Source organism: Saliniramus sp., from assembly GCF_035311605.1.
Taxonomy (GTDB): Bacteria; Pseudomonadota; Alphaproteobacteria; order Rhizobiales; family Beijerinckiaceae; genus Saliniramus.
In genome coordinates, this window is sequence record NZ_DATGCW010000343.1 from 17,072 (window position 1) to 30,899 (window position 13,828).

The window sequence follows — 13,828 nt, forward strand, 5'->3', positions numbered from 1 at the left end:
AAGGCGCGTGCAAGGACACACACCCGCAAAGCCGGGCTGTGGGATTGTCTGACTTAGCATCCCATGCTTGGCTTCATCCGTAATCAGCAGAGGACGGGCGATGGCGGATGATCCGATAACGGTACCGGAGACGGCCTGGGAACGGCTACGGGCGGACCAGATCAATGCCCGCGCGGGTGATGATGCGATCGTCTTCCTGCCTGTGGCCTCGACCGAGCAACACGGCCCGCATCTCGCCACGGGGGTCGATACCCTGTTATGCACGGCGGTTTGCGACCGTGCTGCGAAGCTTCTGTTCGCGCGGGGAGAGGCCTGTATTCGCGCCCCGGCCATGCCTGTGGGGCTCGCCGCGCATCATATGCCGTTCGGCGGGTCACTGACCCTCTCGCTGGCGACCTGGCACGCGCTCTTGCAGGATATGTGCCGCGCGATCGCCGATGCCGGGTTTTCGCGCATCGTGATCGTCAACGGCCATGGCGGTAATGCCAGTGCGCTGAATGCCCTTTCCGGTGAATTGTCCCGCGCAGTTCCCGCGCGTATCGCCGTGACGACCTATTTCGGGCTCGCCCAGGACGAATTCGCCGCGATCCTGGAGGATCAGCGCGGTGTCCTGCATGCCTGCGAGGCGGAAACCTCGATGATGCTGGCTCTGGCCGGAGATCTCGTCAAGCACGATGCGCTGCCGGGCGCTTACGGCCCGCCGGCGCAGGATGCGGCATCGGTGCTCGGCGCGCCGATGTATCGCTGGCGTGACTTCACCGCGCTGACGCGCACGGGCGTCATCGGCGATGCCAGGCATGCAGATGCCGGGAAGGGCGAGAAGCTGATCTCGGCTGCGGCACGCGCGCTCGCGGGCATGGCCAGCGATCCGGCGCTGTGGGCCTGAATCGTACCACCTGTCTGCGAACAGGGGCGTATCCGGGCCGGATACGCCCGGCGCAGCACCGTGACGGCCCGCACTGACCTTGAATCCCGCGCCGGAGTGGCTATGGTCCCTCGTGAACCAGCCGTGAGCCGCCATGACCATCGACGAAACCACCGAACTCGACACCGCAACCCGCAAGGTCCCCCTGCACGGGCCGGAAGCCTTCGAGGGCATGCGCCGGGCCGGTAATCTCACCGCGCAGGCGCTTGATCTCGTGGCGGAAATGATTCGCCCCGGCGTCACCACCGAGGCGATCGACGCGCTGGTCTTCGACTTCGCCATGGATCACGGTGCCTATCCGGCGACCTTGCTCTATCGCGGCTATCCGAAATCGAGCTGCACCTCGATCAACCATGTCGTCTGCCATGGTATTCCGAACGAGAAGCCCTTGCGTGAGGGCGATATCGTCAATGTCGACATCACCCTGATCGTGGATGGCTGGCACGGTGATTCGAGCCGGATGTATTTCGTCGGCGACGTCTCGCGCAAGGCGCAGCGTCTGTGCGACATCACCCATGAATGCCTGATGCGCGGCATCGCGGCGGTCAAACCCGGCGCCACCACCAACGATATCGGCGCGGCGATCCAGGCCTATGCGGAGGGCGAGCGCTGTTCGGTGGTGCGCGATTTCTGCGGCCACGGGCTCGGGCGCGTCTTCCACGACGCACCGACGATCCTGCATTTCGTCGAGCCGAATTACGAGGTGAAACTCGCGCCGGGCATGATTTTCACGATCGAGCCGATGATCAATCTCGGACGTCCGCATGTGAAGGTGCTCGGCGATGGCTGGACGGCGGTGACGCGCGATCGTTCGCTCTCGGCCCAATTCGAGCATTCCATCGGCGTGACGGAGACGGGCTGCGAGATCTTCACGCTCTCGCCCAAGGGCTACGACAAACCGCCCTACAAGATTGCATAATATTTCATTTTGCAATCTCTGCGCTTTCGCAACCGGAAACCGGCGCCTAGAATAAGCGCGAGAATCACGTTTGCGCGCCGGAGTTCGCCACCATGTCCGCCCTCGAGGACGAGACACCGCATTATTACGGCCATCGTGATCGTCTGCGCGCGCGTTTCGGCGAAGTGGGCGGCGATGCGCTGCCCGATTACGAATTGCTCGAACTGGTGCTCTTCCGCTCGATCCCGCGCCGCGACGTCAAACCGCTCGCCAAGGAGCTGATTCGCCGCTTCGGCGGCTTTGCCGAGACGATCACCGCCTCGCGCAAACGGCTCGGCGAGATCCCCGGCCTCGGTGAGGCGACGATCACCGATTTCAAGATCATAGAGGCCTCGGCCCGGCGTCTGGCCAAGGGTGCCGTGGCCAAGCGCCCGGTCCTTTCCTCGTGGAGCGCGGTGATCACCTATTGCCGCACGGCGATGGCCTTCGCCGAGAAGGAGCAGCTGCGCCTGCTCTTCCTCGACAAGCGCAACGCGCTGATCGCCGACGAGGTGCAGCAATCGGGCACCGTCGACCACACACCCGTCTATACCCGTGAGGTGGTCAAGCGCGCCCTCGAGCTCTCAGCCACGGCGATCATCCTCGTGCATAACCACCCCTCCGGCGATCCGACGCCCTCTCAGGCGGATATCCGCATGACGAAGGAGATCGCCGATGTCGCCAAACCGCTCGGCATCGCCGTCCATGACCACATCATCGTGGGCCGCGAGGGACATGTCAGCCTCAAGGGGCTGAAGCTGTTCTGACAGCCTTGACGGTCCGCAGAGGCCTCACCCCCAAGGCCCGCGACGGCGTCCTGCGCGCCCGCCCGCCCAGGGCGCGCCTGGGGGCGGGCCGGCATGGCCGCGACGCACGGGGGCGGCGGCGGGGGCAGCCGCGCCCGCCCGGGCGCTCATGCCGCCGATCCCCATCTGCCGCGCGAGATCTTCCAGCGCGGCGATGCGGTTGGCGGTGTCGGGATGCGTCGAGAACATGTTGTCCATTGCCTCGCGCCGCAACGGGTTGATGATGAACATCGAGGCCGTGGCCGGATGGCGCTCGGCGTTTTCATTGGGGATGCGCGCGACTCCGCCGGCGATCTTCTCCAGCGCGGAGGAGAGCCAGAGCGGGTTGCCGCAAATTTCCGCGCCCATCCGGTCCGCCACATATTCGCGCGAACGACTGATCGCCATCTGGATCAGCATCGCTGCCATGGGCGCAAGGATCATCATGGCCAGCATGATGAAGGGATGCGGGCGGTTGTCGCCCCGCCCGCCGAAGAAGAAACCGAACTGCGCCAGCGTCGAGAGCGCGCCGGCGATCGTCGCCGAGACCGTCATGATCAGCGTGTCGCGGGATTTGACGTGGGCCAGCTCGTGCGCCATCACCCCGGCGAGCTCCTCGCGGCTGAGCATGCGCATCAGCCCGGTCGTCGCCGCGACGGCGGCGTTCTCCGGGTTGCGCCCGGTGGCGAAGGCGTTGGGCTGCGGGTTGTCGATGATGTAGACCTTCGGCATGGGCAGCCCGGCGCGCTGCGCGAGTTCGCGCACCATGGCCACGAATTCCGGCGCGCTCGCCTCGTCCACCTCGCGCGCGGCATGGGCCCGCAGGGCGAGCTTGTCGGAATTCCAGTAGGCATAGACATTGGTGCCGGCGGCGATGACGAGGGCGATCAGCATCCCCGCCTCACCGCCGATCATCAGCCCGACCACGCCGAACAGGGCGGTCATCACAGCCAACAGCAAGCCGGTCTTGAAGTAGTTCATCGACAGGTCCCATTCTGGTAAAAACCGCCCTATATGTGGGGTGTGTACCGGTCTCGCGGCAAGGTCATGGCAGGATCATGGCGCGGGATTCCGGTACTTCAGGATACTGGTTTTCGGCGAGGACGACATGCAATCCGACAGCATCACGACTGATCTTCCTGCGGAGGAGCCCGCTGAGGCGCCTGCAGCCGATATGCCCGGCGCGGCACCCGGCAAACCGTTGAGCGCTGCCGCACGCCGGGCGCTCGAGGAAGCAGCCGAGCGCCGCGCGGAGATCGACGCCCGCGCCGCCGGGATCACGAAGGATCCCGAGCGTCTCGGTCGCGGCGGGCTGGAACCCGTGCGCTACAACGATTGGGAGATCAAGGGTACCGCCTGCGATTTCTGAGACGCGAGCGCCGCTTCAGAAGATCGGCTGCAACCGCACCTGCGGTATCGGGATCGGCCCCATGAAGACGCGCCCGCCGCGCAGATCGAGCGGCGGGAAGCGGCGCAGGCCTTCCGGGCCCGTCGTTGCTTCATTGCGCGGGGCCAACGCGTCAAGCATCATCATTGCATTGCTCTGCTGCTGTTCGCCGCCGAGCAGGCGCCCGACGAGGCTCTCGATCCCCGCTGCTGACGTTTCGATCCGGCCCTGCGGGCGCAAGACCTCGTCGAGGCCGAGTTCTCCAGCGATCTGCACATGCGCGTCGCCCTTGCGGATATCGATCATCTCGAGAATGAGCGTCCCTCCGGCATCGCGCCAGTTCACCGCCATCTGGCGCGGCGAGCCGGCACGCAGGCTGCGCAGATTGGTGGTGCGCGCGCCGATCTCGACCTGGGCCGGGCGGTCATCGCCGACCAGGCCATCGAGTGCCGGCGCGCGGGCGTCGCTGGCGCGCATCACGATGTCGACGGCGCCGATCGCGGGAGCGGTGTCGGGCGCGGGGCGCACATACAGTTCGACACGTTCGGCAGAGGCCTCCATCGGAACCGGGCCCGCCCCCCGGACCATGATCTCCGGCGCACGCAGATCCAGCGCGAACTGCTCCGTCCCGCGTCCCAGCTCCGTGATGCTGGCCTGCAGGCTCTCCCAGTCGCCCTCGAACGCGGCGACGCCGTCCGTGCCCCGCAAAGGTCCGGCGGCTTCCACGATGACGTGGCGTGGCTGATAGACCTGTGCCACGGCCCGCGTCGGCCCGAGCGAGAAGGTGGTGCCGTCGGCGCGGGTGAAGATCAGGCTCGCGCAGGAAATCTCGATGCGGAACGGGTAGCCACTGATACTGCGATCAGCGCAATTCCAGTTGCGCCCGAGATTGGCCTCGCGCACCAGCCGGGCCTCGATCTCGCCGTCGACGCGCTCGCGCACGTAGAACCAGGCCGCACTCCATGCCACGATCAGCGTCACGAGCAGGATATAGGGCGCAAACAGCCAGAACCGGCTTGTCCGGCGACGCGGCTGCGGCGTGTCATCCCGGTTCGGATCGTGATCGGGAGAATCTTGCGGTGAATCGTCTCGGCTCGACATCGAATGCTCCAATTCCGGGCGGGCGTCGGGCTGATCGGCACCGGATCCGCCCGCCCTCAGACGGATTGATCCGGGTCGATCGATTGCGATACGCCCGCGAACCTGATAGCGCCTCTCGTGCAGGAAATCGAGGGCGAGAACGTGACCGACGGACAGCTTGCGACAGACGATCTCTGGGTCTTCGGCTACGGCTCGCTGATGTGGCGCCCGGGCTTTCGATACGAAGAGTGCCACCGGGCCGAGCTTCTGGGTTTCCATCGGGCCTTGTGCGTCTACTCCTACGTCCATCGCGGCACGCCGGATCGCCCGGGCCTCGTGCTCGGCCTTGATCGCGGCGGGGCCTGTACCGGTATGGCTTTCCGCGTCGCCGCGCGGGAAACGGAGGCGGTGATCGCCTATCTGCGGGCGCGCGAGCAGGCGACCATGGTGTATGAGGAAAGCCGGGTGAAGATTACCCTGGAAGACGCACGCGAGGTCGAAGCGCTCACATACGTGGTCGATCGCGAGCACGAGCAATATGCCGGACGCCTGCCTACGGAAGAGCTCTTGCGCCTGGTTCGGCAGGGCGTGGGCCAATCGGGCGAGAATCCGGAATACGTCATCGCCACGGCAGCGCATCTTCAGGAAATCGGCGTTGCCGATCCGCTGCTCGACGGTTTGTCGCGGGCGCTGACGGGTCAGCACTCCGAAGACGGCAGCGAATACGGCCCGCAACACCCCAGACCTTAGAATCATTCCTGATGAGGTAGATTGCGCGGCGCGTTTCGGTTATACGCCGCACAGTGCGCCGCGTTACCAGTGCGTGCCGGACCGGCCCCAGGGCCCCGGCGCGCCGATCGCGATGGGCGTCCGGGCGCTCCCGGAGCGGCGCGGGTGGTGTTCATGGGAATGCCACCTTTGTCGAATCTGTTGGGTCATCCAGCAAGCGAGGAACGCTCATGTCGCTCGATAGCTTCAATTGCCGCCGCGAAATCACCGTCGGCGATCAGAAATACACCTATTTCTCCATTCCGGAGGCGGAGAAGAACGGCCTCGAAGGCGCCTCGCGCCTGCCGTTCTCGCTCAAGGTCCTGCTCGAGAACCTCCTGCGCCACGAAGACGGGCGCACGGTCACCAAGGACGATATCGCCGCCGTTGCCGCCTGGCTCGAAGACAAGGGCTCAGCCGGGCGTGAGATCGCCTATCGCCCCGCCCGCGTGCTGATGCAGGACTTCACCGGCGTCCCCGCCGTGGTCGATCTCGCCGCCATGCGTGACGGCATCACCCAGCTCGGTGGCGATCCGGCCCGGATCAACCCGCTCGTCCCCGTCGATCTCGTGATCGACCATTCGGTTATCGTCGACGAATTCGGCACGCCCAAGGCCTTTGCGCATAATGTCGAGCTGGAATATCAGCGCAATGGCGAGCGCTATCGCTTCCTGAAATGGGGCCAGTCCGCCTTCGACAATTTCTCCGTGGTGCCCCCCGGCACGGGCATCTGCCACCAGGTCAATCTGGAATACATCTCTCAGGCCGTCTGGACCCGCAAGGACGAGAAGACCGGCGAGACCATCGCCTATCCGGATACGCTGGTGGGCACCGATTCGCACACCACCATGGTCAACGGCCTCGCCGTGCTCGGCTGGGGTGTCGGCGGCATCGAGGCGGAAGCGGCCATGCTCGGCCAGCCGGTCTCCATGCTGATTCCGGAAGTGATCGGCTTCAAGCTGACCGGCAAGCTCAAGGAAGGCGTCACCGCCACCGATCTCGTGCTGACCGTGACGCAGATGCTTCGTGCCAAGGGCGTTGTCGGCAAGTTCGTCGAATTCTACGGCCCCGGCCTCGACGACATGCCCGTCGCCGACCGCGCCACCATCGGCAACATGGCCCCCGAATACGGCGCCACCTGCGGCCTGTTCCCGATCGACCAGCGCACGCTCGATTACCTCAACGTCTCGGGCCGTGAGGAATCCCGCCTCGCCCTCGTCGAGGAATACGCCAAGGCGCAGGGCATGTGGCGCGATGCGAACACGCCCGATCCCGTCGTCACCGATGCGCTCGCGCTCGATCTCGGCGACGTGGTCCCCTCGCTGGCCGGCCCCAAGCGCCCGCAGGACCGCGTGCTGCTCACCGATGCCAAGTCCTCCTTCGAAGACGCGATGGAGAAGGAGTTCAAGAAGGCGATCGATCTCTCAAAGCGCTACAAGGTCGAGGGCGCCAATTACGATGTCGGCGACGGCGATGTCGTGATCGCCGCGATCACCTCGTGCACCAACACCTCCAATCCTTCCGTGATGATCGGCGCCGGCCTGCTCGCGCGCAATGCGGTGAAGAAGGGGCTCAAGACCAAGCCTTGGGTGAAGACCTCGCTCGCGCCAGGCTCGCAGGTCGTGGCGGAATATCTCGAAGCTGCCGGCCTGCAGGGCGATCTCGACGCGCTCGGCTTCAACCTGGTCGGCTTCGGCTGCACCACCTGCATCGGCAATTCCGGCCCGCTCGATCCGCCGATCTCCAAGGCGATCAACGACAACGATCTCGTCGCGGTCTCCGTGCTCTCGGGCAACCGCAATTTCGAGGGCCGCGTCAATCCTGATGTGCGCGCCAACTATCTTGCATCGCCGCCGCTGGTCGTGGCCTATGCGCTGGCGGGCACGATGTTTGCCGATATCGTCAACGAGCCGCTCGGGCATGATGCCGACGGCAAGCCGGTCTACCTGAAGGATATCTGGCCCTCCGCCAAGGAGATCCAGGACTTCATCGACAAGACCGTCACGCGTGAACTGTTCAAGACCCGCTATGCCGATGTCTTCAAGGGTGACGACAACTGGCAGGCTGTCGAGGTCGAGGGCGGCATGACCTATGCCTGGCAGGGTGGTTCCACCTATGTCCAGAACCCGCCCTATTTCGACGGGATCACCAAGCAGCCGGCGCCGATCACGGATATCGAGAATGCCCGGGTGCTCGGCCTGTTCCTCGATTCGATCACGACCGACCACATCTCGCCTGCGGGCAATATCCGCGTCGCCTCGCCGGCGGGGCAGTATCTGCAGGAGCATCAGGTCGCCGTGGCCGATTTCAACCAGTACGGCACCCGTCGCGGCAACCACGAGATCATGATGCGCGGCACCTTCGCCAATATCCGCATCAAGAACCAGATGGTGAAGGACGAGGAAGGCAACGTGGTCGAGGGTGGCTACACCATCCACCATCCCTCCGGCGAGCGGATGTACATCTATGATGCCGCCATGCGTTACGCAGAGGAAGGCGCGCCGCTCGTTATCTTCGCTGGCAAGGAATACGGCTCCGGTTCCTCGCGCGACTGGGCGGCCAAGGGTACGCGGCTTCTGGGCGTGCGCGCGGTGATCGTGGAGAGCTTCGAGCGCATCCACCGCTCGAACCTCGTGGGCATGGGCGTGCTGCCGCTGGTCTTCGATGAAGGCCATAGCTGGCAGTCGCTGGGCATCACTGGCGCCGAGCAGGTCTCGATCAAGGGGCTCGCCGGCGACCAGCTCAAGCCGCGCCAGAAGCTCACCGCGCAGGTCACCTTCGCTGATGGTTCGGTGAAGGACGTGCCGGTGATCTGCCGCATCGATACGCTGGACGAGCTGGAATACTTCCGTAACGGCGGTATCCTGCACTACGTCCTGCGCCAGCTCGCCGCCTGACCGGCGCGCGATCGCGAATTGATGATGACCGGGCGGTCTGATCGCCCGGTCATTTCTTTTTCTGCGCGCTCTTTCTCGCTGATGCGGGCTCCCCGGCGCGCGCAAACGCGCTACTCTGTGCCCGTGTCGCACGATCCCGATCCCCTCCTGCCCGCGCGCTTTCGCGACTGGTTCGCCGGTCGCGGCTGGCAGCCGCGCGCGCATCAGCTGGAACTGCTCGCGCTGGCGCAGGCCCGAAGCAGCGCGCTCCTCGTCGCCCCCACCGGTGCGGGCAAGACGCTGGCCGGGTTCCTGCCCAGCATGGTCGATCTGGCCGATGCCTCGTTGAAACCGCGCGAGAACCGCCTGCACACGCTCTACATCTCGCCGCTCAAGGCTCTCGCCGTCGACGTGGCGCGCAATCTGGAGATGCCTGCGCGGGATATGGGGCTGGATCTCGCCATCGAGACGCGCACCGGCGACACACCTGCCCACAAGCGGGCACGCCAGATGGAGCGCCCGCCGCAGATCCTGCTCACCACTCCGGAACAGCTCGCCCTGATGCTCGCCCATCGCGAGGCGCGTGCTCTCTTCGCCGGATTGCAGCGCGTCGTGCTCGACGAACTGCATGCCCTCGTCACCTCCAAGCGCGGGGATCTGCTCTCGCTGGATATCGCCCGACTCTTCGCCCTCGCGCCCGATCTCACAGCAGTGGGGCTCTCGGCCACGGTGCGCGAACCGCAGGCGCTGGCACGCTATCTCACGCCCGACGATGCGCGTCCCCCTCAGATCGTTACCGTCGAGGGCGGCGCGCGCGCCGAGATCCGGATGCTGGAATCCGACCGTCCGCTGCCGCAGGCGGGGCATACGGCGGCGGCGTCGATGCCGTCGATCTACGAACTGATCCGCCGCCACAGGACGACGCTCGTCTTCGTCAATACGCGGATGCAGGCGGAATTCGTCTTCCAGGCTTTATGGCGGCTCAATGAGGAGACGCTGCCGATCGCCCTGCATCACGGCTCTCTCGATGTTGCCCAGCGCCGCAAGGTCGAGGCGGCAATGGTCGAGGGGCGGCTCAAGGCGGTGGTCTGTACCGCGACCCTCGATCTCGGTATTGATTGGGGTGATGTCGATCTCGTGATCAATGTGGGAGCCCCCAAGGGGGCAAGCCGCATCCTGCAGCGGATCGGGCGGGCCAATCACCGGCTCGATGAGCCCTCGCGCGCCTTTCTCGTGCCGGCCAACCGCTTCGAGATCCTTGAATGCCGCGCCGCCCTCGATGCGGTGGAGGAGGCAGCGCAAGACACGCCCGACATGCATCCCGGCGCCCTCGACGTGCTCGCCCAGCACGTTCTCGGCATGGCCTGCGCCGAGGCGTTCGACGCGGATGATCTCCATGCCGAGATTCGTGGAGCGGCACCCTATCGCGCGCTCGACCGCGAGACCTTCGATGACGTGCTGCGCTTCGTCGCCACCGGCGGCTACGCGCTCACGGCCTATGAGCGTTTCGCGCGCATCGTGCAGGGCAAGGACGGGCTCTGGCGGGTGCGCGATGCCCGCATCGCCCAGCAATACCGCATGAATGTCGGCACCATCGTCGAGGCCACGATGGTCAAGGTGCGGCTCGGACGTCCCGGTCGCGCCGGCCAGCCGGCGGGACGCGGCGGGCGTGTTCTGGGTGAGGTCGAGGAATATTTCGCGGAGACGCTTTCGCCGGGTGATACCTTTCTCTTTGCCGGCGAGGTACTGACCTTTCACGGCCTTACCGAGGATGCCGCTATCGTCTCGCGGGCTGCGGCGGGGACGGATCCGAAGATCCCGAGCTATGCCGGGGGCAAGTTCCCGCTCTCGACCTATCTCGCGGCGCGCGTGCGTGGTTATCTGGCCGATCCGCAGAGCTGGGATCGGCTGCCGGAGCAACTCGTGGAACTGCTTGACCTGCAAAGGCTGCGCTCGCGCCTCCCCGGGCCGAAGGATCTCCTCGTCGAGACCTTCATGCGCGCGGGGCGGGCCTATCTCGTGGCCTATCCCTTCGAGGGCCGGCTCGCGCATCAGACACTCGGCATGCTGCTCACCCGGCGGCTCGAGCGCGCAGGGATGAAGCCGCTCGGGTTCGTCGCCAATGATTACGGGCTCTGCGTCTGGGGACTGCGCGATATCGGCCTGATGGAGAAGACGAAACCCGGTTTCATCGAAGATCTGTTCGCGCAGGACATGCTCGGCGATGATCTGGAGGAGTGGCTTGAGGAATCGGCGCTGATGAAGCGGACCTTCCGCTATTGCGCGGTGATCGCCGGGCTGATCGAGCGGCATTATCCCGGCCAGAAGAAGACCACGCGACAGGTCACCTTCTCCACTGATCTTGTCTATGATGTCTTGCGCAAGCACGACCCGCGCCACATCCTTTTGCGCGCAGCCCGCCAGGATGCGGCGACGGGGCTGCTTGACCTCGAGCGTCTCGCCATGATGCTGGAACGGATCAAGGGCCGAATCATCCACGAGCCGCTCGACCGCGTCTCGCCGCTGGGCGTGTCGATCATGCTCGAGATCGGGCGTGAAAGCATCTACGGCGAAGGCGCGGATGATCTGCTGGCGCAAGCGGAAGCGGAATTGATGCGCGAAGCGGCGGGGACCGGGAATGGCTGAAAATGCTTATGGAATAGCCGGCTCATGAATTTGGCTACTAAATCAATAGCCGACGAAGTATCCGCTACCGAGAGCGCCTTCAGCCTCGGGCGCCTCGCTGCGATCTGCGACATTTCCGGCGCGCTCTGGCTGCCCGAGGAGCGCACGCTCCTGGTGGCCGATCTGCATTTCGAGAAGGGCGCTTCGCGCGCCGCGCGCGGCTTCATGCTGCCACCCTACGATACCCGCGAGACGCTAGACCGCCTCGCCGCCGTGATCGCCCGGCGTCATCCGGCCCGCGTCATCGCGCTCGGCGATTCCTTCCATGACGCCGCCGGCCCCGCCCGGTTCGCTTCGCTCGCCATTGAGCGCGCCATGCTGGCTGATCTGATGCGCGGGCGCGACTGGCTCTGGCTCACCGGCAATCACGACCCGGCCCTGCCCGATTCACTCGGCGGTGACGTCGCCGCGCGCACGGAACTCGCCGGCGTGCGGCTCATGCACGAACCGTCAAACGAAGCCGGTCATGAAATCGCCGGCCATCTGCACCCCGTAGCGAAAATTACGGGCCGCGCCGGGCGGCTGCGCGCGCGCTGTTTCGCCCGCGATGCGACACGCTCCATCATGCCTGCCTTCGGCGCCTTCACCGGCGGCCTCAACCTGCGCGACGCCGCTTTCGCGCCGTTTTTCCCCGACGGCGTGACAGCGCATGTGATCGGACGCGCGCGCGTGTATGCCGTGGGCTGGGAGCGGCTCGTGGTGGATTGAGCGGCGCGCGCAGCAACCCGGTCAGCCGCGATCACCGCCTCTATCAGGCTGCGCCGCCCTGGATCAGGCTGAAATCGGCCACGGCGCGGGTGGCTTCGCGCAGGGCGTGGAGCAGGCGCAGGCGGTTGTCGCGCAAAGCGGGATCATCCGCATTGACGGTGACCTTGTCGAAGAAGGCGTCGACCGGCGCGCGCAATTGCGAGAGGGCGCGCATCGCCGCTTCGAAATCCTCCTGCGCGATAGCGGCCTGCGCCTCTGCGCGGCTGCGGTCGAGCGCGACTGCGAGCGCCTTCTCCTCGATCTGGCCGCGCTCCTGGATCAGGGCGAGATCGGGGGCGGCATCGAAGTGCGCTCCGTCCTTCTTTTCCTCGATGCGCAGGATATTGGCCGCGCGCTTGAAGCCCGCGAGCAAGTTGGCGCCGTCTTCCGTATCGAGAAAACGCCCCAGCGCCTCGACCCGGCGCACGGCGGAAGTGAGATCGTCCTGGCCGGGCAGGGCGAAGACCGCATCGATCAGATCGTGGCGCGCGCCGTGATCGCGCAGATAGACCTTGAGGCGATCCACCAGGAAGGCGAGCAGATCGGCCTCGTCGGACCGCGCCGGCGCGCCGCCTGGCTTGCCGGAATCGCGTTTGCCGACGCCGGACGTGACCGCGACGCCCTGCGCGGCGAGGCGTTCGCCCCATGCAATGAAGAGGGGTTCGAAAACGCGCGACAGCGCGAGCCGCACGCCGTTATCGAGCAGCAGCCGGATCACCCCGAGCGCCGCGCGGCGCAGGGCATAGGGATCCTTCGAGCCGGTCGGCTTCTCGTCGATCGCCCAGAAGCCGGTGAGGGTATCGATCTTGTCGGCGAGCGCCACGGCGATGGTGACGGGCTCCGTCGGGACGTCGTCGGTAGGGCCGAGGGGGCGGTAATGATCCTCGATCGCTGCTGCGACTGCGTCATCCTCGCCCTGCGCCTGCGCATAATAGCGCCCCATCAGACCCTGCAATTCGGGGAATTCGCCGACCATCTCGGTGACGAGATCGGCCTTGGAGAGCTGCGCGGCGCGCGCCGCGAGAGCAGGATCGGCACCCACGATCGGAGCCAGTTCGCGCGCGAGATGGCCGATCCGGGCGATGCGGGCGGCCTGGGTGCCGAGTTTCTCGTGGAAGATGATCGAATCGAGGCGCGGCAGACGTGCTTCCAGCCCGGTACCGCGATCGGTCTCCCAGAAGAATTTGGCATCGGAGAGCCGCGCGCGCACCACGCGCTCGTTCCCCGCCACGATTTGCGCGCCGCCATCGCTGGCTGCAATGTTGGCGACCATGATGAAACGATTGGCGAGCCGCCCGTCCGGGCCGGCGAGCACGAAGCATTTCTGGTTGGTGCGGATGGTGGCGCGAATCACCTCGTCGGGAATGGCGAGAAAGGCCTCGTCGAAGCTGCCCATCAGGGTCACCGGCCATTCGACCAGCCCGGCCACCTCTTCGAGCAGGGCATCGTCTTCCACCAGCGTCAGCCCCTGGGCAAAGGCGAGATCGCGCGCGTCATGGGCGATGATGTCCTGTCGCTGCTGGGAATCCACGACGACTTTCGCCTTCTCCAGAGCGGCGACGTAATCATCGAGCCGGCGCACGGGGATCGGCGCGGGCGCAAGGAAGCGATGGCCGTAAGTGACGTCACCCGCCACGA

Annotated in this window: 11 protein-coding genes; 8 read left to right on the top strand and 3 right to left on the bottom strand. The window is 65.9% G+C overall.

The genetic code is table 11. The features are described from left to right. Positions 1 to 100 precede the first annotated feature (100 nt). The 3 genes from VKP01_RS15180 to radC all read left to right on the top strand — a co-directional run bounded on the left by VKP01_RS15180 (position 101) and on the right by radC (position 2,629). Complete coding sequence (locus tag VKP01_RS15180; RefSeq protein WP_324413750.1) at positions 101 to 886, top strand: creatininase family protein; 786 nt, start codon at positions 101 to 103, stop codon at positions 884 to 886. Positions 887 to 1,019: 133 nt separating this feature from the next. After that, the gene (gene map, locus VKP01_RS15185) at positions 1,020 to 1,844 is read left to right on the top strand and encodes a type I methionyl aminopeptidase (RefSeq protein WP_324413752.1); all 825 of its coding nucleotides are present in this window, start codon (positions 1,020 to 1,022) and stop codon (positions 1,842 to 1,844) included. Positions 1,845 to 1,936: 92 nt separating this feature from the next. Next, the gene (gene radC / locus VKP01_RS15190) at positions 1,937 to 2,629 is read left to right on the top strand and encodes a RadC family protein (RefSeq protein WP_074443702.1); all 693 of its coding nucleotides are present in this window, start codon (positions 1,937 to 1,939) and stop codon (positions 2,627 to 2,629) included. 24 nt (positions 2,630 to 2,653) lie between these two features. On the opposite strand, the gene htpX is transcribed toward radC, so the two are convergent. Continuing rightward, a complete protein-coding gene (gene htpX / locus VKP01_RS15195) occupies positions 2,654 to 3,628 on the bottom strand; it encodes a zinc metalloprotease HtpX (protein WP_324413755.1) in 975 nt (324 codons plus the stop codon). A 193-nt stretch (positions 3,629 to 3,821) separates the two neighbouring features. On the opposite strand from htpX, the gene VKP01_RS15200 reads away from it, so the two are divergent. Next, on the top strand, positions 3,822 to 4,016 hold the full coding sequence (locus tag VKP01_RS15200; RefSeq protein WP_074444206.1) for a DUF1674 domain-containing protein: 195 nt from the start codon (positions 3,822 to 3,824) through the stop codon (positions 4,014 to 4,016). Between the two features lie 15 nt (positions 4,017 to 4,031). On the opposite strand, the gene VKP01_RS15205 is transcribed toward VKP01_RS15200, so the two are convergent. Then, complete coding sequence (locus VKP01_RS15205; protein ID WP_324413758.1) at positions 4,032 to 5,135, bottom strand: DUF2125 domain-containing protein; 1,104 nt, start codon at positions 5,133 to 5,135, stop codon at positions 4,032 to 4,034. Between the two features lie 126 nt (positions 5,136 to 5,261). Here VKP01_RS15205 and VKP01_RS15210 point away from each other — a divergent pair, with 126 nt between their 5' ends. The 4 genes from VKP01_RS15210 to pdeM all read left to right on the top strand — a co-directional run bounded on the left by VKP01_RS15210 (position 5,262) and on the right by pdeM (position 12,151). Further along, positions 5,262 to 5,864 carry a gamma-glutamylcyclotransferase gene (locus VKP01_RS15210; RefSeq protein ID WP_324413769.1) on the top strand — a complete coding sequence of 201 codons (603 nt, stop codon included), beginning with the start codon at positions 5,262 to 5,264 and terminating at the stop codon, positions 5,862 to 5,864. A 209-nt stretch (positions 5,865 to 6,073) separates the two neighbouring features. Beyond that, a complete protein-coding gene (acnA, locus tag VKP01_RS15215; protein WP_324413760.1) occupies positions 6,074 to 8,779 on the top strand; it encodes an aconitate hydratase AcnA in 2,706 nt (901 codons plus the stop codon). An 81-nt stretch (positions 8,780 to 8,860) separates the two neighbouring features. Continuing rightward, a complete protein-coding gene (locus VKP01_RS15220; RefSeq protein ID WP_414706590.1) occupies positions 8,861 to 11,404 on the top strand; it encodes a ligase-associated DNA damage response DEXH box helicase in 2,544 nt (847 codons plus the stop codon). A 24-nt stretch (positions 11,405 to 11,428) separates the two neighbouring features. After that, on the top strand, positions 11,429 to 12,151 hold the full coding sequence (pdeM, locus tag VKP01_RS15225; protein ID WP_324413764.1) for a ligase-associated DNA damage response endonuclease PdeM: 723 nt from the start codon (positions 11,429 to 11,431) through the stop codon (positions 12,149 to 12,151). Between the two features lie 43 nt (positions 12,152 to 12,194). Here pdeM and glyS read toward each other — a convergent pair. Further along, positions 12,195 to 13,828, bottom strand: a 1,634-nt coding sequence (gene glyS / locus VKP01_RS15230; protein WP_324413766.1) for a glycine--tRNA ligase subunit beta, incomplete at its 5' end; no start/stop codon positions are given.

Coding starts and splice junctions, on each gene's coding strand:
- VKP01_RS15180 (WP_324413750.1), top strand. CDS start 101: ATGGCGGATGATCCGATAACGGTACCGGAGACGGCCTGGGAACGGCTA.
- map (WP_324413752.1), top strand. CDS start 1,020: ATGACCATCGACGAAACCACCGAACTCGACACCGCAACCCGCAAGGTC.
- radC (WP_074443702.1), top strand. CDS start 1,937: ATGTCCGCCCTCGAGGACGAGACACCGCATTATTACGGCCATCGTGAT.
- htpX (WP_324413755.1), bottom strand. CDS start 3,628: ATGAACTACTTCAAGACCGGCTTGCTGTTGGCTGTGATGACCGCCCTG.
- VKP01_RS15200 (WP_074444206.1), top strand. CDS start 3,822: ATGCCCGGCGCGGCACCCGGCAAACCGTTGAGCGCTGCCGCACGCCGG.
- VKP01_RS15205 (WP_324413758.1), bottom strand. CDS start 5,135: ATGTCGAGCCGAGACGATTCACCGCAAGATTCTCCCGATCACGATCCG.
- acnA (WP_324413760.1), top strand. CDS start 6,074: ATGTCGCTCGATAGCTTCAATTGCCGCCGCGAAATCACCGTCGGCGAT.
- VKP01_RS15220 (WP_414706590.1), top strand. CDS start 8,861: ATGCGGGCTCCCCGGCGCGCGCAAACGCGCTACTCTGTGCCCGTGTCG.
- pdeM (WP_324413764.1), top strand. CDS start 11,429: ATGAATTTGGCTACTAAATCAATAGCCGACGAAGTATCCGCTACCGAG.